Genomic DNA, 20,542 nt, shown 5'->3' on the forward strand with positions numbered 1-20,542 from the left:
GACTACGACAAGACCTGCCTGAAGGAGTCCCACCTGACTCTGCCCCGGTTCCGGGGTGTGTCCCAGGCCTGGCATTATAAGGAGGACTTCACCGGCGCCGACATCCAGCAGATGATGCTCATCGAACACCGCAACCTGGGCCGCCTGTCTATGGGCGCCAACTTCGGCACCGGTCCCAACTACATCGGCCAGCACATCCACAACGAGCTGGAGCAGTGGTACATCATGCTGCCCGGCGCCTCCTTCACCTACACCGCCGAGGACGAGAAGATCCATGTGGTGGGCGGCGACGTGACCTACACCCCCCACGGCTCCCACCACGGCAGCGAGTGCGCCGAGGGCGAGAAGTTCGCCTATGTGTGGTTCGAGCTGTGTGAGAACGGCTATCCCGGCGAGATCAAGTAAGGATGGCCCGGAATTGGGAGCTGCTGGGCTCCAACAGCACCTACAGCCATGTGCCCCTGGAGGCCTGTCTGGATGAACTGGCGGAGCTTGGGTTGACGGCCCTGGACTTTGTACCCCAGACGCCCCATTTCTGGTGCAGTCATGCTGAGATGGGGGACGCCGCCGCCCTCCGGCGGATGCTGGAGGAGAGAGGCCTGCGGGCCGCGGTGGTCACCCCGCCGCCCTACCGCTATTCCATCACCGCCTCGGCGGGGATGCAGCGGCAGGCCACTCTGGACTATTACCGCCGCTGTATCCTGCTGGCGGCCTCCCTGGGGGCTGACCGGGTGGTGCTGGGGGCGGAGGGGGCCTGCTGGGACCTGGAACGGGGCCGGCTGCTGGACCAGGCGGCGGAGCTGCTGGACAGGCTGTGTCCCACTGCGGCGGCAGCCGGAGTGAAGCTGCTGCTCATGCCGGTGCTGGGCCCAGACGCCCCTCTGGCCGCCCAGTCTCCCGTGCTGGGGCCGGCGGAGGAGATCCTGGGCATGATCCGCCGGGTGGACAGCCCCTGGCTGGGGACCTGTCTGGATACCAACGCTATGAGTGTGTGGGGAGACGATATCCCCGGCTGGTTTGCCCGGCTGGGGACCTGCACCGATCTGGTCCGGCTGTGCGACGGCAATTACCACGGCTGGCGGGCCTGGGGGGAGGGATGTCTGCCCCTGAACCGCTATGTGGAACAGCTGGAGGCGGCAGGGTACCGGGGAGAACTCTCCCTGCTGCTGCCCGGCGAGCGCTATGTGGACAGGCCCGGCCATCCGCTGAGGCAGGTCCTGGCGGCGCTGAGAACAGGGGGGAGGACATGAAGGGTATCCGACGCGACCAGCTGGTGAACATGAACCAGCACTACCGCCGGTTCTCTCTGGACTACTTCCTGGACTGCCAGCAGAAGCTGGGCTTTCGTCAGATCGAGCTGTGGTGTGGCGCTTCTCATTTCTGGCTGGACCACACCGGCTACGATGACGTATCGGTACTGAAGGGCAAGCTGAAGGACCACGGCGTGAAGGTGGTATCCATTACCGCCCCCAGCATGGCCTACCAGTACCAGTACGCGGCCCAGGACAGGGAGCAGCTGGAATACTCCTTCCGCTACTTCTCCAACGCCATCCATCTGGCTGCCGAGCTGGGCGCCGACCGGGTGGTGGTCAACTCCGGCTGGGGTTATCTGGGGGAGGACCAGGACACCATGTGGAACCGGTGCCGGGATCATCTCTGCCGTCTGTGCAGGGTGGCCCAACCCCTGGGCGTGAACCTGGTGATGGAATCCCTGCGGGACGATGAGAGCAACCTGGTCTACAACCTGGAACGAGCTGTGCGGATGTACCGGGAGGTGGATCACCCCAGCCTGAAAATGATGGTGGACAACATTGCCACCGGAGCGGCGGGGGAGAGCTTGGAGGACTGGTTCCGGGCTTTCGGCTCGGACCTGATCCATATGCACTTTCTGGACGGCGACCCCTGGCTCCACAACATCTGGGGAGACGGCAACACCTCCTTGTCCCAACAGATTCAAATCATGAACCAATGGAACTATACCGGCTACCTGGTGCAGGAGGTGGCGGATGAGCACTACTTCTCCGACCCCTTCCAGGCAGACCGGAAAAACCTCCGGGTACTGGAGCGGTTCCTGGAGGATTGAGCGTTATTTCCCGATGCGCCCCATCGGTAAATGAAATCAAATGTAAGGAAAGGTGAACATCATGAAGCTGAAAAGATTGATCCCCTCGATCCTCTCTCTTGCACTGGTCTTTTCCCTGGCCGCCTGCGGCAGCGGCGGCAGCGGCAGTGCCAACACTCCCGCTCAGAATGAGACTACCCCCGCCCAGAGCGAGACCACCCCGGCTCAGACCGAGGGCGACGGTTCCCTGCAGCGTGTCCTGGACGCCGGCAAGCTGACCATCGGCGCCGAAGGCAACTGGATCCCCTATGTGTACAACGAGGACGGCACCGGTGACCTCACCGGCTTCGAGGTTGAGGTAGCCAAGGAAGTGGCTGCCCGCCTGGGCGTGGAGGCCGAGTTCCAGATCTCCGACAGCTGGGACCCCGTGCTGGCCGGTCTGGACGCCGCCCGCTATGACATCGTCATCTGCGGCGTGAACCCCAACCCCGAGCGCCAGGAGAAGTATGCCTGCACCATCGCCTACGCTGAGAACCCCTACTGCCTGGTGGTCAACGGCGACAACACAGAGATCACTTCCTTTGATGATCTGGACGGCAAGCTGTGCATCAACTCCCCCTCCTCCGCCGCCGGCCAGATTGCCCAGCGCTATGGCGCCACCACTGCTGACGGCGACCTGACTGCCGCAATGGAGCAGCTCAACACCGGCCGGGCCGACGCCCACGTGAACAACGTGGCCGCTGTGGATGCCTACATGGCCGAGCGCCCCGACGTGAACGTGAAGATTGCGGCTACCTATGAGCCCGAAGAAGAGAACCGCTACGAGATCGAGTCCGCCGCCATGCTCCGCAAGGAGGACCAGGAGCTGTGCGACAAGGTCTCCGAGATTCTGCAGAGCATGATCGACGACGGCACCCTGTACGACCTGACCGTGAAGTATTTCGGTGAGGCCGTGGCCGACAGCACCAGCATCTACCAGAAGTAAGCACAAACAGAGGCAGAGGGGACTGCCGCCGGCAGTCCCCTCGCCCCGATCAACTTCAATACTTATTACACTCGAAGGAGGTGGGCCGCTGTGGAACAACTGGAACTGCTGATAAACTCTTTCTGGCCCATGTTTAAAGCCGGATTGTTGATTTCCGTCCCGCTCATGTTGGTATCCTTTGCCATAGGCCTGGTACTGGCCTTTGCCCTGGCGCTGATGCGTATGTCCAAGATCGCGCCCTTTAAGGCCGTGGCCTGGTTTGTGGTCTGGGTCATCCGCGGCACTCCTCTGCTGGTCCAGATCTATGTAATCTATTTCGGCCTGCCCTCGGTGGGGCTGGTCCTGGATCCCATTCCGTCGGCCATTCTGGCCCTCACAATCAGCCAGGGCGCCTATAACTCCGAAGTCATCCGTGCCGCCCTGGGCTCCATCCCCAAAGGCCAGTTTGAGGCCTGCCGGGCTCTGGGCCTGAACAAATTGCAGACCATGCGGAAGGTCATCATCCCCCAGGCCGCTCTGGTGGCGGTACCCTCCCTGGGCAACTCCTTCATCAGCCTGCTGAAGGATACCTCCCTGGTGTCCACCATCACCGTGGCCGAGATTATGATGACTGCAAAGAGCATCATTGCCATCAAATTCTAGCCCCTGCTCTTCTACTGTGAGGCAGCCGTCGTCTACCTGATCTTCAGCACCGTCCTGACGCAGCTGCAGAGTATGCTGGAGAAGAAGCTGGGCAAGCATCTGGTGGATACCAGAGCGTAAAAATAAGAGAGGCAATTACTCATGTTACATTTGAATACACAGGGACTGCGGGACACCGCGGCCTGGGAGAAGGCGGGTATCGCCCTTCCCCGGTACGACGTGCAGGCGGTGCGTAAGCGCACTTGGGAGAAACCGGCCTGGGTCCATTTTGGCGCGGGCAACATCTTCCGGGGCTTCCTGGCCGCCGCGCAGCAGACCCTTTTGCATACCGGAGCGGCTGATACCGGTATCATTGCCGCCGAATCCTTTGATTTTCAGATCATTGACAATGTCTATACCCCCTACGACAGCCTGAGCCTGCTGGTCCGCATGGCGGCCGACTGCCCCAATCAGATGGAGGTGATCGGCAGCGTGACCGGCGGCCTGAAGGCCGACTGCCAGGGCCCCGACTGGGACAGACTGGTAAAGGTATTCCAGTCGCCCACCCTGCAAATGGCCAGCTTCACCATCACGGAAAAGGGCTACGCCCTCACCGGGCTGAAAGGCGATCTGCTGCCGGTGGTGGAGCGGGATCTGGAGAGCGGGCCCGACTGTCCCCGCCATACCATGTCCATCGCCGCCGCCCTGCTCTACCGCCGGTTCCAGGCCGGGGGCGCTCCCATCGCTATGGTGAGCATGGACAACTGTGCCCAGAACGGTCAAAAGCTCCAGGACGCGGTGGAGCGCATCGCCGCCGGATGGCTGGAGCGCGGTCTGGTACCCCAGGACTTCCTGACCTGGCTGAGAGACAGAAGTAAGGTGACCTTCCCCTGGTCCATGATCGACAAGATCACCCCCCACCCCTCCCAGAAGGTACAGCAGGAGCTGGAGGGCCTGGGCCTGGCGGATATGACCATCAGCAAAACCAATACCGGCACCCTCATCGCCCCCTTCGTCAACGCGGAGGTCACCGAGTATCTGGTGCTGGAGGATACCTTCCCCAACGGACGGCCCGCCCTGGAGCGGGCGGGAGTGTACCTCACCGACCGGACCACTGTGGAGAAGGCGGAGAAGATGAAGGTGGGTACCTGTCTCAATCCCCTCCATACCGCTCTGGCGGTGTTCGGGTGCCTGCTGGGATACACCTCCATTGCCGCCGAGATGGGAGACGCCGACCTGAAGGCTCTGGTGGAGCGTATCGCTGCCGAGAGTCTGCCGGTGGTGGAGGACCCGGGCATCCTCAGTCCCCGGGCTTTCATCGACGAGGTACTGAACAAGCGATTCCCCAATCCTGCCATACCCGATACCCCCCAGCGCATCGCCGCCGACTGTTCCCAGAAGATCCCTGTCCGCTACGGCGGCACCCTACAGCGGTATGAGAAGCGGCCCGACCTGGATTTGTCCGGTCTGGTGTATATCCCGCTGGTGTTTGCGGGCTGGTGCCGGTACCTGCTGGGCCTGGACGACCAGGGCGGGGAGATGCCGGTGAGCCCCGATCCCCTGGTGGCTCAGCTCCAGTCTTATCTGACCGGGATCACTCTGGGCAAACCGGAGTCCTGTACCAATCAGCTTAAACCCATCCTGTCCAACGCCGCCATTTTCGGCGTGGACCTGTATCAGTCCGACCTGGGCGGGAAGGCAGAGGAGGCCTTCCGGGCCATGCTGGCCGGACCGGGCGCGGTGCGTGCCGCTCTGCGGCATTATTTATCGCTTTGACGGAGTACAAGGAGAGAGATAGTCATGAAGATGACGTTTCGCTGGTATGGGAGCCAGATGGATCCTATCCCGCTGCGCTATATTAAGCAGATTCCCAACATGAGCGGTGTGGTCACCTCCCTGATGGATATGCCCGCAGGGGCCCTCTGGCCGGAGGAGCGCATCCAGGCTCTGAAGCAGGAGGTCAATGACGCGGGCCTGGAGATGGAGGTCATTGAGAGCGTCAATGTCCACGAGGACATCAAGCTGGGCCTGCCCAGCCGGGATGGGTACATCGAAGCCTATCAGGAGACCATCCGCCGTCTGGGCAGGGCGGGGGTCAAGGTGATCTGCTACAACTTTATGCCCGTGTTCGACTGGACCCGCAGCGACCTGTTCAAGCCCCGGCCCGATGGGGCCACCGTGCTGGCCTATGACCAGGCGGTTATCGACCGTATCACCGATCCCCAGGCCTTTGCCGACCAGATTCAGCAGGGAGCGGGGGAGTTTGAGATGGCGGGCTGGGAGCCGGAGCGTATGGCGGAGATCAAATCCCTCTTCGCCCAGTACGCCAGCGTGTCCCACCAGGATTTGCGCAACAATCTGGCTTATTTCCTGAAAGCCATCATTCCCGTCTGCGAGCAGTACGACGTGAAAATGGCCATTCACCCCGACGATCCGCCCTGGGACATCTTCGGCCTGCCCCGGATCTACACCAGCGGAGAGGATATCCGACAGATCCTGGACCTGGTAGACAGCCCTTATAACTGCCTGACTCTGTGTTCCGGGTCCCTGGGCTCCAATCCCAACAACGATATCCCTGCCCTGGTGCGGGAATTCGGCGGTCAGGGTCGCATCCCCTTTGCCCACGTCCGCAACATCAAGTTTACCGGCCCCGGCCAGTTTGAGGAGGCGGCTCACTTCTCTGCCGACGGCAGCCTGGATCTGTACGAGATCATGAAGGCTTACTACGACGTGGGGATGGACTTCTATGTCCGGCCCGATCACGGCCGGATGATCTGGGATGAGAAGGGACGGGCGGGCTACGGCCTGTTTGACCGGGCACTGGGCGCTTCTTATCTCAACGGCCTGTGGGAGGCCATTGAAAAAGACCACAGATAACAGTGGGCGGCGCGTCCGGCCGGGGCGAAAGCCGCGTGCCGGACGCGCCCCTTCTTTGTGAAGAAAACAGGAGGCATAACTATGGACGCCATTTCCAAGCGTATTTCTGAGATCGGCGTGGTGCCGGTCATTAAACTCAACCATCCCCAGGAGGACGCCGCTCCGCTGGCCCATGCCCTGTGTGCCGGCGGGGTGCCGGTGGCGGAGGTCACCTTCCGGGCCGCCGGAGCTGCCCAGGCCATACGCCTTATGACCGAGGCCTGCCCGGAGATGCTGGTGGGGGCGGGTACCGTTCTCACCACCGATCAGGTGGATCAGGCTCTGGAGGCCGGCGCCAAATTCATCGTTACCCCCGGCCTGGACCCGGACATTGTGACCTATTGCCAGAGCAAGGGTGTGCCTGTGTTCCCCGGCTGCACCACCCCCACCGACTACCATACTGCCTACAAGCTGGGGCTGGAGGTACTGAAGTTCTTCCCCGCGGAACAGTCCGGGGGTCTTTCCAAAATCAAGGCCATGAGCGCCCCCTTCCCCATGTTCAAGATCATGCCCACCGGCGGCATCTCCCTGAAAAACCTGAGGGAGTACCTGTCCAGCCCGGTGGTGTGCGCCTGCGGCGGCTCCTACATGGTCACCGCCGATCTCATTGACAATCACAAGTGGGACGAGATCACCGCACTGTGTCAGCAGTCGGTGGCCATCGTCAAGGAGGTACGAAATGGCTAAAGTTGTTACATTCGGCGAGCTGATGCTCCGTCTGGCCCCCAACGGCTACTACCGCTTCTTCCAGAATGACCAGATGCAGGCCACCTTCGGCGGCGGCGAGGCCAACGTGGCGGTCTCCCTGGCCAACTACGGCCTGGACAGCGTGTATGTCACCAAGCTGCCTGCCCACGCCATCGGTCAGGCTGCCGTGGACTCTCTGCGGTACTTTGGGGTGGATACCTCCAAGATTGTCCGGGGCGGCGACCGGGTAGGCATCTACTACCTGGAGAAGGGAGCATCCCAGCGGGGAAGCGTGTGCATCTATGACCGGGCCCACTCCGCCATTGCCGAGGCCCGGTCCGGCGACTTTGACTGGGACGCCATCTTTGAGGGGGCCGATTGGTTCCATTTTACCGGCATTACCCCTGCTCTGGGCCCCAATCTGGTGGAGCTGTGCCGTCAGGCCTGTGAGGCTGCCAAGGCCCGGGGTGTCAAGATCTCCTGCGATCTGAACTACCGGGGCAAGCTGTGGACCCGGGACCAGGCCCGGGCGGCTATGACCGACCTGTGCCGCTATGTGGATGTGTGCATCTCCAACGAGGAGGACGCCAAGGATGTGTTCGGCATCGAGGCCGAGGGCAGCGATATCTATGGCGGCAAGCTGAACAAGGCGGGCTATGAGAGCGTGGCCAGGCAGCTGATGGAAAAGTTCGGCTTTGAGAAGGTGGCCATCACCCTGCGTACCTCCATCTCCGCCAGCGACAACGACTGGGCCGGAATGCTGTACGACGGCAAGGATTGCTGCTTCTCCAAGGAGTACCACCTCCACATCGTGGACCGGGTGGGCGGCGGCGATTCCTTTGGCGCCGGGCTGATCTACGCCCTGTTGTCCGGTAAGTCCTCTCAGAACGCCATTGAGTTTGCAGTGGCGGCCTCCGCCCTGAAGCACTCGGTGGAGGGAGACTACAACCGGGTCACCGTGGCCGAGGTGGAGAAGCTGGCCGGCGGCGACGGCTCCGGCCGGGTACAGCGGTAACAGAAAAAATGGATAGCTGGACCATCTGGTCCAGCTGTCTGTTTCAAAGGAGGGTCGGGATGAAACCATTGAATTATCAGATGTTGAAGGAGAGTGGCTACACCGGCTATGTGCTGGAACAGACGCCGGAAAAGGTACTCCAGTTTGGCGAGGGCAACTTCCTGCGGGCCTTTGCCGACTGCTGGTTTGATCTGGCCAACGAGCGGGTGGGATGGAACGGTAAGTGTGTGCTGGTCCAGCCCATCCCCCAGGGCCTGGCAAAGGAGATCAACGCCCAGCAGGGGCTGTATACCCTGTGCCTGCGGGGACGGGAGAACGGCCAGCCGGTGGACCGACGGCGGGTGATCTCAGCGGTGAGCCGCTGCCTCAACCCCTACGAAGGGGAGGATTATCAAGCCATGCTGGAGGTGGCTGTCTCCCCGGAACTGGAGTATATCGTGTCCAACACCACCGAGGCGGGCATCGTCTACGACCCCACCTGCAAGCTGGAGGATCAGCCTCCCGCCTCCTTCCCCGCCAAACTGACCCAGGTGCTGTACCGCCGTTGGCAGGCCGGGCAGCCGGGCCTGGTGATCCTGTCCTGTGAGCTGATCGACAACAACGGAACGATTCTGCAGGACTGTGTGGAGCGCCACACCGCCCAGTGGGGGCTGGAGGAGACCTTTGTGGAGTGGCTCAAGGGGTGTACCTTCTGCTCCACCCTGGTGGATCGCATCGTACCCGGCCGTATCCGGGACCGGGCGGAGCAGGATAAACTGGAGGCGGAGCTGGGTTACGCTGACCCCCTGCTGGATGTGGGGGAGGTGTTCGGCGTCTGGGTCATCCAGGGGCCGGAGTGGCTGGCGGACAAATTGCCTTTCCGGGCTGCGGGACTCAACTGCCCGGTGGTGCCCGATGTGACCCCCTACAAGCACAGGAAGGTGCGGATACTCAACGGTGGGCACACCGGCTTTGTGCCGGGGGCCTACCTGGCGGGCTTTGATATCGTCCGGGACTGCATGGCCCACCCGGTGGTGCGGGGTTTTCTGGAGCAAATGCTCTACCGGGAGATCATCCCCACCCTGGAGCTGGATCGGGCCGACCTGGTGCAGTTTGCCAAAGCAGTGGAGGACCGGTTCGACAACCCCTTTGTGGACCACGCCCTGCTGAGCATCTGCCTGAACACCGTATCCAAGTGGCGGGCCCGCAACCTTCCCAGCCTGCTGGCCTACCAGCGGCAGACGGGACAGCTGCCCCCCTGCCTCACCATGAGTCTGGCGGCGGCCATTCAGTTCTACTGCGGGCACATGGAGGGGCTTACCGGACAGGGACTGGCCTGCCGCCGGAGCGACGGCACAGCCTACACTGTCTCCGATGACCGGTGGGTGCTGGAGTTCTGCTGGGCCCACCGGGGAGACAGCGCCGGGGAACTGGTGCGGGCCATCCTGAGCCATGAGCAGATGTGGGGCATGGACCTGACGACGGTGGACGGCCTGACGGCGGCGGTAACGGCGGATCTGGAAAAAATCCGGGCCGACGGGGTGCTGGCCGCATACGCCGCCTGTCTGGAGGAAAACGCATGAAGCTGATCCAGATTCAGATGGGAGACAATGTGGCGGTGGCCCTGGCCCCGGTGGAGGCGGGGGAGCAGGTGAGTGTCGGAGGGAGGACCCTGACGGCGGCGGAGTCCATCCCCCAGGGCCATAAGCTGGCGCTTGTGCCGCTGAAGCCGGGAGATCTGGTGTACAAATATGGCTGCGCCATCGGACGGGTCACCACTCCCGTGCCGGCAGGCGGGTGGGTCCACACCCACAACATGACCACCAATTTGTCCGCCCGCACCCACTTCTCCTACCGCCCGACGGTACAGGCTCTGGAGTCGGAGGAGCCGGAGCAGTTTCTGGGCTATCTGCGGCCCGACGGCCGGGCGGCCACCCGCAACGAGATCTGGATACTGCCCACCGTGGGCTGTGTCAATGAAATTGCCAGCCAGCTGGCGGCCGACAACCAGGACCTGGTGGGGGGGAGCGTGGAGGGGCTTTATGCCTTTCCCCACCCCTATGGGTGCAGTCAGACGGGGGCGGACCACGCCAACACCCGGGCCATCCTGGCTGGACTGGCCCGCCATCCCAACGCGGCGGCGGTGCTGGTGGTGGGGCTGGGATGCGAGAACCTGCAATGCAGCCAGCTGATGGAGGATCTGGGAGCGGAGGCAGCGGAGCGGGTAAAGTTCCTGGTGTGCCAGCAGGTGGAGGACGAACTGGCGGCAGGCCGGGCCTTGCTGGAGGAGTGTGCCGCCTATGCCGCTCAGTTCCAGCGCCAACCGGTGCCGGTGAGCAAGCTGGTGGTGGGCCTCAAGTGCGGCGGCTCCGACGGCCTGTCCGGTATCACTGCCAATCCGGTGGTGGGCCGGTTCAGCGATCTGCTGGTGGCCCGGGGAGGCAGCACCATTCTCACCGAGGTGCCTGAGATGTTTGGCGCCGAGGAGCTGCTTTTGGGCCGCTGTGCCGACGAAGAGGTGTTCCGTCAGGCGGCGGAGATGCTCCAGGGTTTCCGGGACTACTTTGTCTCCCACGGAGAGAATGTTTACGAAAATCCCTCCCCTGGCAATAAGACCGGGGGAATCACCACCCTGGAGGACAAATCCTGCGGCTGTGTCCAGAAGGGAGGCACCGCCCCCATCGTGGGTGTGGTACCCTACGGCGGTCAGGTAGTACGGCCCGGATTAAATCTGCTGTGGGGTCCGGGCAACGACCTGGTGTCCACCACCGCCCTCAGTGCGGCGGGAGCCCACCTGATCCTCTTCACCACCGGGCGGGGCACGCCCTTTGGGTCTCCTGTGCCAACCCTTAAAATCGCAAGCAACCGCACTCTGGCTGCCCGCAAGCCTGGATGGATTGACTTTGATGCCGGCGTGGTAGCCGAGGGAGAGGGCATCGGTCAGACGGCCAGACACCTGTTTCATCTGGTGCTTCGTACCGCTGGAGGCAGCTGTACGAAAAGTGAAGCGGCTGGATATCGAGGACTGGCTATTTTTAAAGATGGAGTAACACTATAAAACGAAATACAGAAGACCTTGTGGCATACAGCACTTTGAATATCCTTTGCCGCATTGCTAAAAAAGATGACTGCTACTGCATTACGCTGTAACAGTCATCTTTTTTTGGAATCAGGAGCAGTCAGAGGAACCTGGCATTTGCTCGGTGGATGTTTGGAAGTGGGAGGGACGGCAGTGCCCCTTGCTTTTTTGGTGTCAGTCGGGCTGCTTGACGGTGCCGCTCTGAGTGATGTCCAGCATGTCGGCGGTAATGTCGGTGGTGTAGGGGTTGAGCCCCGAAGTGTTGACAATCTCCAGCACCTTGTCAGGGTAGAGTTCGTAGCACCAGTCCCAGCCCTCCTTGTATTTGACTGTGCCGTCCCCCGGCAGGACGGTGGTGGTCACGTTGTCAAAGTCGAAACTCAGGCCCTTGTCGGCAAAGAAGGCCAGGTCGGTGATGCTCAGGTTGGTATCCACGTTCTCCATAAAGATATCGTAGTAAGTGGGCAGGTTAAGGGGCTGGGAGATGGCCTTTTTCAGGACTGCCATGATCAGCTCCCGCTGGGTCTTGGTGCGGCCGATGTCGGCGTCGGGATAGGCGTCGTAGATGTTATGGGGATAAATGCCGGGGCCGTCGGAATTTTTCCGGCAGCGCACCACCTTCAGGGCGTCGGAGCCGGTGAGATACTGCATCCCAGGCTCAAAGTGGATGTGCAGGTTCTGGTCGGGGTCATCGTAGGACATGTGGACGGGTACGTTGAAATTGACGCCTCCCACCGCGTCCACCAGGCGTACAAAGCCCTGGGTGTTCACCTTCACATAGAAGTCAATGGGGAAGCCCACGATCTTGCGTACCTCATCCCTCAGCGCGTCCATACCATTATAGGGGTACATGCCGCACAGCTTATAGAAATGCTTTCCCTTGGCGGATACCCCTTCCACCAGGGTATCCCGGGGGATGGAGGCCATTGCTATGGTCTGGTTTACCGTGTCATAAGTGGCCACGATCATAGTATCCACATTGCCGCTGGACTGGTCGCTGGCGCACAGCAGGAAGGTGTAGGTATACTCCTTCCGCTGACGGCCAGGCTGGGCGCTCTCCTCCGGATCGGGGGACTGGAGAACGGCGCCGCTGTCCTCCGGCGGGGGCGTCTCCTCAGCGATCTTGGGGGGTTGGGCCAGCAGCTTGAAGACGACGATACCGGTCAGCACCAACGCCGCCACGATCGCCAGAAGGATAAACAGAATCTTGGCAATCCTCTGGCCGGGAGTCAGAGGGATTTTTTCTTTTTTTGCCAGCCGTTTGGCCATGGGGACCACGCCTTTCTTTGGTATAGGAGTCATGGGTATGTATTTGCCGCTGCGGTTAGAATGACCGCATTATATCGAATTAGACGGCGGCAGGCAAGAAAAAGTTCGCTGGATTTCCACTTTTTTTGACAGATGCACCTTTATGGTTCGCCCACGAAGCGGCTGCGGATACTGAGGGTGGCGGCGGTGAGCGCGTTGACGGCTCCCAGCAGATCCAGCAGCAGCTGATTCTGCCGGGCCAACTCCTCCAGTATCCGGTCCGTGCCCTCGCCGGCCGGCGTGGGCGCGGGCCAGGGATACCCGCTCCAGCAGGGGATGGGATGGGCGTACCGTTTCATGGCCGGTTCCTCCTGGCGGCTCTGGGCCAGAATGGCAGCGGCCCGCCGCCTGGCTTCCTGATCCTGGACCTTCTGACAGGTTGGTTGATTCATGTGGAAACACCTCCTTTTCACCCCTTATCCTATGCGTGCCCGGCCCGCCCGGTCCGCCGGGGCCAGAATTGGGGAAATTGCCCGTTGACATTTTTGGGGGACATGGTACACTAAACTGGACCGTATGAAGAGCAAACGCTCATGCGGTCCAGAAAGGAACGAGGTACCATGAAGAAACTGCTTGCACTGGGCCTGACCGTGGCCCTGGCGCTGGGCCTTACCGCCTGCGCCTCCGATCCCGCTCCGGCGGAGAGTACCCCTCCCGCCGAGACCACCCCTGTGGCGGAGACCACGCCCGCCCAGTCTGAAACTCCTGCCCAGGAGGGAACTGAGATCAACCTGGGACTGCTCAACGGACCTACCGGCATGGGGGCCGCCAAGCTGCTATCCGACAACGATGCCGGCGAGACCGTCAACCACTACAATGTGACCATGGGCTCCGATCCCTCTACTGATATTGTGCCCAAGCTCAACAGCGGGGAGCTGGATATCGCCGCCCTGCCCACCAACGTGGCTGCCAACCTGTACAACAAGACCGGCAATGTGCAGCTGCTGGCCCTGAATACGCTGGGGGTACTCCACATCCTGGAGAACGGCAATACCGTCAATTCTTTGGCCGATCTGTCCGGTAAGACCATCTACGCCATCAACCAGGGTACCAACACCGAGTATGTGCTGGACTACCTGCTGACCCAGAACGGCCTGGACCCGGACACCGACGTGGATATCCAGTGGAAGACCAGCGAGGAGGTCACCACCCTGATGGCCTCCGGTGAGATCGACCTGTGTATGCTCCCTGTACCCGCCGCTACCACCGTGCTGATGCAGAACAGCGACGTGCGGGACGCTGTCGACCTGAGCGACGCCTGGATCCAGTCCGGGGCCGAGGGCACCTTCACCATGGGCTGTGTGGTGGTGCGCACTGAGTTTGCCCAGGAGCATCCTGAAGCGGTGGAAGCCTTCCTGCAGGAGTATGAGGCCTCCATCAACTACATCAAGGACAACCCGGAGGAGGGCGGCCAGCTCATTGAGCAGTACAGCATCGTGCCCAAAGCCGCTATTGCCACTGCGGCCATCCCCCAGGCCAACATGATTTTTGCCGCCGGGGAGGATCTGAAGTCTATCTCCAGCTACTACGAGGTACTCTTTGCCGCCGACCCCACTTCGATCGGAGGTTCCATCCCCGATGACGCCTTCTACTACATCCCGTAATGTAAAACCGAGCAAATTACTGCGAGCTGTCATACCCCTGGCCTTCTGGCTGGGGGTGTGGCAGCTTGCGGCCTTTTTGGTGGACATGCGGACCAATGGCCACGGAGCCTTGCTGCTGCCCTACCCCCTGCTGGTGGCCCAGCGGCTGTGGGTTCTGGCGGGACAGGGGGCCTTCTGGCAGTCGGCAGCGGTGACCCTGGGCCGTATTTTCGGGGGCTTTGCCGCAGGGGTTGCGGTGGGGGCTCTGGTGGCAGCAGCTACCTCCGCCCTCCGGGCGGCGGACTGGGTGCTGACTCCGGCGGTGAAGGTGATAAGGGCCATCCCGGTGGCCTCCTTCATCGTACTGGTACTGTTGTGGGCCCCCTCCTCCGGCTGGGTGCCCGCCATTGTGTCCGGCCTGATGGTGCTGCCGGTGCTGTGGGGCAACGTGAGTCGGGGAGTGGCCCAGACCGACCCCCTGCTGCTGGAGGCCGCCCGAGCCTACCGCTTTGGACGGGGCAAAACACTCCGGCTGATATACCTGCCCTCGGTGCGGCCCTACTTTGTCAGCGGCTGTGCCACCGGACTGGGCCTGGCCTGGAAGGCGGGGGTGGCCGCCGAGGTGCTGTGCCAGCCCAGGCTGGCCATCGGCACCCAGCTCTACCGGGCCAAAATCACCCTGGAGACCCCCGACCTGTTCGCCTGGACGGCGGTGGTCATTGTGCTGAGTTTTGTGCTGGAATACGCTCTGGGCATCCTGTTCCGGCGGCTGGGAGGGGGAAAACCATGATATCGATCTCCAATATTACCGTGCGTTTTGGGGAAAAGACGGTATTGGACCGGTTTTCCCTGGAACTGCCGGCGGAGGGGGTTACCGCTCTGTCCGGCCCCTCCGGCTGCGGCAAGACTACCCTGCTGCGGGTGCTGGCGGGGCTCCAGCCGATGGAAAAGGGGACAGTAATTGCCCCGCCAAATCCGGTGATCCTCTTTCAGGAGAACCGGCTGCTGCCCTGGCGGACGGTGGAGCAGCACATTGCCGATGTGCTGCCCCGGGAGCGTCGGGGGGAGGTTTCCCGCTGGCTGGCCCTGGCGGAGCTGGAGGGGGAGGAGAAGCACTATCCCGCCGCCCTGTCCGGCGGCATGGGCCGGCGGCTGGCGCTGGCCCGGGCTCTGGCCTGCGGAGGGGGCCTGATCCTGCTGGACGAGCCCTTTGCCGGGGTGGACGCCCCCCGGGCCGCCCGGATTTTGGAGCGGGTGCGCTCATTGGGCCTGCCGGTGGTGCTGTCCAGCCATGAGCGGGAGACGGTGGCCCTGTGCGACCGGGTGATCGGCCTGGACGGGCTGCCCCTCAGGCAGACATGATTTTTTCGGGTTGATTTCAGGATCTCTAAGGATTTATGAAAAAAAGCGAAAGCGCGTTGCGCTTTCGCTTTTTTGTGATAAAATGGGAACCATGAATTTTTGGTAAAGGCAGCGTAAAAATATGAGCAACACCATTGAAACGCCTGAGGTGCAGGAGGTACCGGAGCCCCAGACGCCCCCAAAGCGGCGCCTCCGGCTGAAGTGGCCCAAACTGGCCATGAGTCCCCGGCAGTACTGGTGGACCACTATGGTTCTGCTGATCGTAGTGCCCCTGATCTCCTTCACCATGGTGGAGTATCTGAATTATAACGACCCCTGGAAGGATTTTACCCCCGCCCAGATCCTGCTGAATCTGGTGTGGTACTACTTCGGGGAGCTGTTCTTCTACTTCCTCCGGGGCCGGCGCAGCGGTGCGGTAAAGCTGGGCCTGGGCATCGCCTGGGGCTTTGGGTGCGCCAACCACTACCTCATCGCCTTCCGGGGGCGTACCCTGTTCCCCGGAGATTTTCTCAGTCTGGGTACCGCCGCCAACGTGGCGGGCAACTACGACTATTCCCTGTCCCAGCGGCAGTGGGTGACCCTGGTCATCATGATCGCGGTGATCCTGGCCATGAAGGTATTGCCCAACGAGCCCCGAAAAAAGTTCTCCTGGAAGGTATTCGGAGCCTCGGCGGGAGCGGCGGTGGTATTTCTGTCGGTGTTTTTTGGTACCAGTATGGTGGAGAAACTGGGCATCGAGCCCTCCATGTGGACCACCCGGGGCAACGGCCTTTTCCTCAACTTTGCCGTGTGCATGAAGTACATGAAGGTGGACAAGCCGGACACCTACTCCCAGCAGACTCTGAACAGTCTGGGGACGGAACATACCAGCGACGATCTGTCGGTGACGGTAGTGGACCCGGACGGGACGGTGCGGCCGGTGAACGTCATCGTCATTATGAACGAGGCCTTCTCCGATTTCAGCGTCCTGCCGGAGGTGGAGACCAACCGGGACCCCATGCCCTTTATTCGCTCCCTGACGGAAAACACCATCAAGGGCTACGCCTATTCCTCGGTGTTTGGCGGCACCACCGCCAACTCGGAGTATGAGTTCCTCACCGGCAATACCACCGCCTACCTGCCCGCCGGTACGGTGCCCTATCAGATGTACGTCTCTGACGGGGACCCCACCCTGGTGGGCCAGATGAAGGCCCTGGGCTACCACACCATTGCCGCCCACCCTTACCGCTCCTCCGGCTGGAACCGGCCTGCGGTGTACAGCGACTACGGCTTTGACGAGGTATATTTTGAAAGTGACTTCCAGAACCGCACCTATATGCGGGGAGATGAGAAATCCGGATACGTCACCGATCAGTGCGACTATGAGAACCTGATCCGGATGTATGAGGAGAAGGAGGCGGGGGAGTCCCTGTTTCTCTTCAACGTCACCATGCAGAACCACTCCGGCTACCAGATGTCCTGGGACAACCTGCCCCGGGAGGTGTGGCTCACCGGCAGCCTGGAGGGCAGGTTCCAGACGGTAAACCAGTACCTTTCCCTTATCTATCAGAGCGACCTGGCCTTTGAATACCTGATCGACTACTTCTCTCAGGTGAAAGAGCCCACCATGATTCTCCTCTTTGGGGATCACCAGCCCCAGGTGGCCACCAACTTCTACACCGACGTGCTGGGGATGGACCCGGACACCGCCCTGGCCCAGAAGAAGCAGATGGTACCCTTCGTGCTGTGGGCCAACTACGATATTCCGGAGGCGGATGGGGTGGAACTCTCCCTCAACTACCTGTCCGCCCTGCTGATGGACACTGCCAACCTGCCCATGACCGGCTATCAGAAGTTTTTGTCCCAGCTGTGGGAGACCGCCCCGGTCATCAACACCGTGGGGGTGCGGGATGCGGAAGGAAACTGGTACGGGGAGAACGAAACGCTGCCCGACCAGCTGGATGAGGCTATTGAGGCCTACAAGGTACTGCTGTACAACAATATCTTCGACAAGTCCAACCGGCTGGAGCATTTCTTCAGTCTGACGGAATAGAAGACGCGCTCCCGGAGGAACTTCCTCCGGGGGCGCGTTTTGTTTAACAGAGGCCCAGGATATAGCGGCACAGCAGCCGCTTGTACCAGGGCAGGGCCTTGTCCACCTGAGCGGAGACGGTATGGGCGGCCTGCACGGCGGTCTGCCGCTCCTCTTCCGTCAGGGTGTGGGGGCTGAATCTGGCCTTTTTGGCCAGCTCAAAGACCTCCTCGGGGGTCTGGCCGCCCCATTTCTCCAGCCGCTTCAAGTGGAGGTAGGCGGCAATGACGGCCCGGTTGGTGTCCTCCTGCCGGAACTTCTTTTCCCGCCGTGCCCGGCCAATGGCCCGACGGGCGGGGAAGGCCAGAATCACCAGGACGACCCCCAGGGGGATCAGGAGAAAGCGCAGATCCAGGGGGGCAGCCTCCGGCTGATCCTCTTTGTCGTCATCGGGTGCGGCGGAGGGCCGGGCGGAAGGCTGGGCAGTCTGAGTGGGCGTGGGTGTGGGGGTTGCGGTGGGCGTGGGGGTAGGCGTGACCGTACCGCTCTGACCGGGATTGCTGCCGGCGTAGGCGGGGGTGACCTCCACCGGCTCCCAGCCGTAGCCGTCGATATAGATCTCCACCCAGGCGTGGGCGGCGGAGTCTTTCACATTGACGTGGCCGGAGGATGGCACGTCGGCCACATAGCCGGTGACGTAGCGGGCGGGGATGCCCAGGCCGCGCAGCATGAGGGTGGCGGCAGAGGCGAAGTGCATACAGTAGCCCTCGTGGCTTTCCGTGAGGAAGTAGGACACAAAATCCTCTCCCTCCGGCGTGGTAGGAGTGTCCGGATTATACTCCGCCAGCTTATCCAGATAGGCGGCCACCGCCTTGGCTGTGGCCAGGGCTTCCGCCCGGGTGTAGAGGGCCGAATCTCCCCGGGCCTTGTCCAGCAGCGCCTGGATTTCCTGATGTGCTTGTCCCTCCCACCCGCCGGCCAGGCAGGCGGGGAAGCGGGCGGAGAGGTCGGATATGGCCTGATTTACGGCGGACGTGCTTTCCCGGGGGATGTCACCATAGTATTGATAGACAAAAGAAGCGTATCTCTGTTCCGCCTCCCGGGCCTGTTCCGGCAACTGGGCTCCGGTCATGGGATCACAGCCGGGCTGGACGTACAGCGTATGGGTCCACACATCCTCCCCCCGGGCCAGATAGGAGTCGTACATAAACTTGGCGCCGCTGAGCTCGTTGGGCTGGGACAGAATGTGGTAGGGGACGTACACATAGCCTGGATCGGCCCCCACGTTGCGGACGGTGACCTTGGCGTAGCCTTTGTTCGGGTCACTGTTCCGGTCGGCCAGGGCGGGGAAGTTCATGGGCTGGTAGCCGTCCAGAGCATTGGACAGGTCGGAGAGGGAGAACTGGCCGGAGTACTCGCCAATGGGATAATAGAAGATGCCCAGGTCATTATAGTCCGATTCCTCCAGCGGCCCCCAGCCGTCGCTGTCGTACACCGCACTGGAGAAGCCCCGCAGGTAGATCCGTCCCCGCAGGTCGGTATCCACCTCCAGCACCGTCCGGCCGGAGTAGTTCAGAGGCCCGGCGTCGTCCAGGGACACCTTGCCGTCGGCGTCGGTAAAAGAGCCGCCGCTGCCAAAACCGAAGGGACCCTTGCCGTCAAAGAGGGTGATGTTCAGATGAGTTGCCCAGTTGTTGATGGAGTCCAGGGCGTCGTCCGCCCACTGGGGCCGCTGATAGGTGGCCTGGGGCATAGCGGCGTTGAGCAGGAGCAGCAGCAGCGCCGCCGCCGGGAAAGACAACAGGGTAAGTCGGGCGGCGCCCCGCCGGTCCCACCGTCGGGCCAGGGAACCCAGGCCCATCACACACCAGCCCAGAATAAGAGCCATCAAAGGCAGCCAGGCGGGAGTAACTGAAATGCACAGAGGAGCGAGTATAAAGGGCCCGGTGAGCAGGAAGGTTACGGAAAAGGAGGGGAAACGCACCACTGCCAGAGCCAGCAGTACCGCCAGTACGACGGCCACCACCAGCGTCAAAATGGTGGCGGAGCGAATCCAGACAATGGCGGGCAGTTGGACGACGGGCTGGATGTAGCCGTCCAGTTCCAGACTGGCGCATACCGTATTGACCACCGCGCAGCGGTAGGCGATCTCGCCCAGACGCATGGCGGTGAACAGCCGCCAGACGGCCAGACCATCCAGAAGCAGCACTCCAGCCATACCCGCCAGCATCCAGCGGGTGGGCAGGGCGCACAATACGGTGAGCAGGACGGTCAGCAGCACACAGCCGCCAAGAAAGACAGACATCTGAAGGGGCTGCCCCACCGCGGAGGAGAAGGACCAGAGGGAGCCGGTCAGCAGCAGGAAGAGCAGGATACCGCCGGTGAGCAGCTCCAGCCAGCCCGGTCGGGGCCGGGGCCGGCCTCTGGAGCGGCGTATACGATGCTTTTTCATCGTCCGCCTCCTTCCACGCCGTCCGGCGTCACATGGAGATGGCGCACCTTACCGCTGCCGGGCAGCCGGAGGGCACTGTCCAGAATGGAGCGGCCTTCCAGCGGAGCGGGGGTGGAGAAGGCCAGTTCCAGGCAGGCCAGCAGAGCGTTTTCACAGTCCACCGCCCGATCCTCCGTAACGCCGGTCAGAGGTGCGGCCCACTGGATATGGTGGGGCCGCTCCTGCTCCAGCAGCCAGCGGGACAGGGCGCACAGTTGGGCAAAGGTACGGTCCAGCGCCTCGGGCGGGCCGAAGTGGTCGTAAGTTACCACGATGGCGGCCTGCTGGGGCTCCAGGGTCTCCCGCACCACCAGCTCATCCAGCTTGGAGGACAGCTTCCAGTGGACCGAGCGCAGGGGGTCCCCCGCCCGGTATTCCCGCAGGTCATAGTCCTCTCCGGGGCCGCCGCCGGGCCGGGGGCGGAGTACCGTGCCGTCGTTTTG

Annotated in this window: 19 protein-coding genes; 15 read left to right on the top strand and 4 right to left on the bottom strand. The window is 62.2% G+C overall.

What is annotated here, in order from left to right; all coding sequences use genetic code 11:
- The 11 genes from Q0K43_RS05260 to Q0K43_RS05310 form a co-directional block, all read left to right on the top strand.
- Positions 1-405 (top strand): cupin domain-containing protein (locus Q0K43_RS05260; protein ID WP_297289511.1); only part of this gene is annotated, 405 nt, incomplete at its 5' end.
- 2 nt (positions 406-407) lie between these two features.
- Complete coding sequence (locus tag Q0K43_RS05265) at positions 408-1,250, top strand: sugar phosphate isomerase/epimerase family protein (protein WP_297289512.1); 843 nt, start codon at positions 408-410, stop codon at positions 1,248-1,250.
- Positions 1,247-2,083 (top strand): sugar phosphate isomerase/epimerase family protein, encoded by an 837-nt coding sequence (locus Q0K43_RS05270; protein ID WP_297289513.1) that lies wholly within the window; start codon positions 1,247-1,249, stop codon positions 2,081-2,083. Before Q0K43_RS05265 ends, Q0K43_RS05270 begins: the two co-directional genes overlap by 4 nt.
- Before the next feature lie 61 nt (positions 2,084-2,144).
- The gene (locus tag Q0K43_RS05275) at positions 2,145-3,047 is read left to right on the top strand and encodes a transporter substrate-binding domain-containing protein (protein WP_297289514.1); all 903 of its coding nucleotides are present in this window, start codon (positions 2,145-2,147) and stop codon (positions 3,045-3,047) included.
- Positions 3,048-3,137: 90 nt separating this feature from the next.
- Complete coding sequence (locus Q0K43_RS05280) at positions 3,138-3,689, top strand: amino acid ABC transporter permease (RefSeq protein WP_297289515.1); 552 nt, start codon at positions 3,138-3,140, stop codon at positions 3,687-3,689.
- A gap of 141 nt (positions 3,690-3,830) precedes the next feature.
- Entirely contained in the window at positions 3,831-5,444 is a 1,614-nt protein-coding gene (locus Q0K43_RS05285; protein WP_297289516.1) for a mannitol dehydrogenase family protein, read from the top strand.
- A 24-nt stretch (positions 5,445-5,468) separates the two neighbouring features.
- The gene (gene uxuA, locus Q0K43_RS05290) at positions 5,469-6,545 is read left to right on the top strand and encodes a mannonate dehydratase (RefSeq protein ID WP_297289517.1); all 1,077 of its coding nucleotides are present in this window, start codon (positions 5,469-5,471) and stop codon (positions 6,543-6,545) included.
- An 81-nt stretch (positions 6,546-6,626) separates the two neighbouring features.
- Complete coding sequence (gene eda / locus Q0K43_RS05295; protein ID WP_297289518.1) at positions 6,627-7,271, top strand: bifunctional 4-hydroxy-2-oxoglutarate aldolase/2-dehydro-3-deoxy-phosphogluconate aldolase; 645 nt, start codon at positions 6,627-6,629, stop codon at positions 7,269-7,271.
- Positions 7,264-8,286 carry a sugar kinase gene (locus Q0K43_RS05300; protein ID WP_297289519.1) on the top strand — a complete coding sequence of 341 codons (1,023 nt, stop codon included), beginning with the start codon at positions 7,264-7,266 and terminating at the stop codon, positions 8,284-8,286. Before eda ends, Q0K43_RS05300 begins: the two co-directional genes overlap by 8 nt.
- A 59-nt stretch (positions 8,287-8,345) precedes the next feature.
- Positions 8,346-9,848, top strand: coding sequence for a tagaturonate reductase (locus Q0K43_RS05305; RefSeq protein ID WP_297289520.1), 1,503 nt, complete (start codon positions 8,346-8,348; stop codon positions 9,846-9,848).
- Positions 9,845-11,323, top strand: coding sequence for a UxaA family hydrolase (locus Q0K43_RS05310; RefSeq protein ID WP_297289521.1), 1,479 nt, complete (start codon positions 9,845-9,847; stop codon positions 11,321-11,323). Before Q0K43_RS05305 ends, Q0K43_RS05310 begins: the two co-directional genes overlap by 4 nt.
- Positions 11,324-11,518: 195 nt before the next feature.
- Here Q0K43_RS05310 and Q0K43_RS05315 read toward each other — a convergent pair whose 3' ends face one another.
- Together Q0K43_RS05315 and Q0K43_RS05320 are read right to left on the bottom strand one after the other, a co-directional pair.
- Positions 11,519-12,613: an LCP family protein gene (locus tag Q0K43_RS05315; RefSeq protein WP_297289522.1), complete on the bottom strand. Its 1,095-nt coding sequence runs from the start codon at positions 12,611-12,613 to the stop codon at positions 11,519-11,521.
- Positions 12,614-12,753: 140 nt separating this feature from the next.
- A complete protein-coding gene (locus Q0K43_RS05320; protein ID WP_297289523.1) occupies positions 12,754-13,044 on the bottom strand; it encodes a hypothetical protein in 291 nt (96 codons plus the stop codon).
- Positions 13,045-13,212: 168 nt separating this feature from the next.
- Here Q0K43_RS05320 and Q0K43_RS05325 point away from each other — a divergent pair, with 168 nt between their 5' ends.
- The 4 genes from Q0K43_RS05325 (at position 13,213) to Q0K43_RS05340 (ending at position 17,629) form a co-directional block, all read left to right on the top strand.
- Positions 13,213-14,256 (top strand): ABC transporter substrate-binding protein, encoded by a 1,044-nt coding sequence (locus tag Q0K43_RS05325; protein WP_297289524.1) that lies wholly within the window; start codon positions 13,213-13,215, stop codon positions 14,254-14,256.
- Positions 14,231-15,025, top strand: a complete 795-nt coding sequence (locus Q0K43_RS05330) for an ABC transporter permease (RefSeq protein WP_297289525.1) — start codon at positions 14,231-14,233, stop codon at positions 15,023-15,025. Before Q0K43_RS05325 ends, Q0K43_RS05330 begins: the two co-directional genes overlap by 26 nt.
- Positions 15,022-15,597 (top strand): ATP-binding cassette domain-containing protein, encoded by a 576-nt coding sequence (locus Q0K43_RS05335; protein ID WP_297289526.1) that lies wholly within the window; start codon positions 15,022-15,024, stop codon positions 15,595-15,597. The genes Q0K43_RS05330 and Q0K43_RS05335 overlap by 4 nt, the downstream gene beginning before the upstream one ends.
- A gap of 121 nt (positions 15,598-15,718) precedes the next feature.
- Complete coding sequence (locus Q0K43_RS05340; protein WP_297289527.1) at positions 15,719-17,629, top strand: LTA synthase family protein; 1,911 nt, start codon at positions 15,719-15,721, stop codon at positions 17,627-17,629.
- Between the two features lie 43 nt (positions 17,630-17,672).
- Here the strand turns inward: Q0K43_RS05340 and Q0K43_RS05345 are convergent, their stop codons facing one another.
- Both Q0K43_RS05345 and Q0K43_RS05350 read right to left on the bottom strand, forming a co-directional pair.
- Positions 17,673-20,060, bottom strand: coding sequence for a transglutaminase-like domain-containing protein (locus tag Q0K43_RS05345; protein WP_297289528.1), 2,388 nt, complete (start codon positions 20,058-20,060; stop codon positions 17,673-17,675).
- The coding region (locus Q0K43_RS05350; protein ID WP_297289529.1) for a DUF58 domain-containing protein at positions 20,057-20,542 on the bottom strand (486 nt) is incomplete at its 5' end. The genes Q0K43_RS05350 and Q0K43_RS05345, both read right to left, overlap by 4 nt.

It is taken from the genome of uncultured Flavonifractor sp., from assembly GCF_944383115.1.
Taxonomy (GTDB): Bacteria; Bacillota; Clostridia; order Oscillospirales; family Oscillospiraceae; genus Flavonifractor.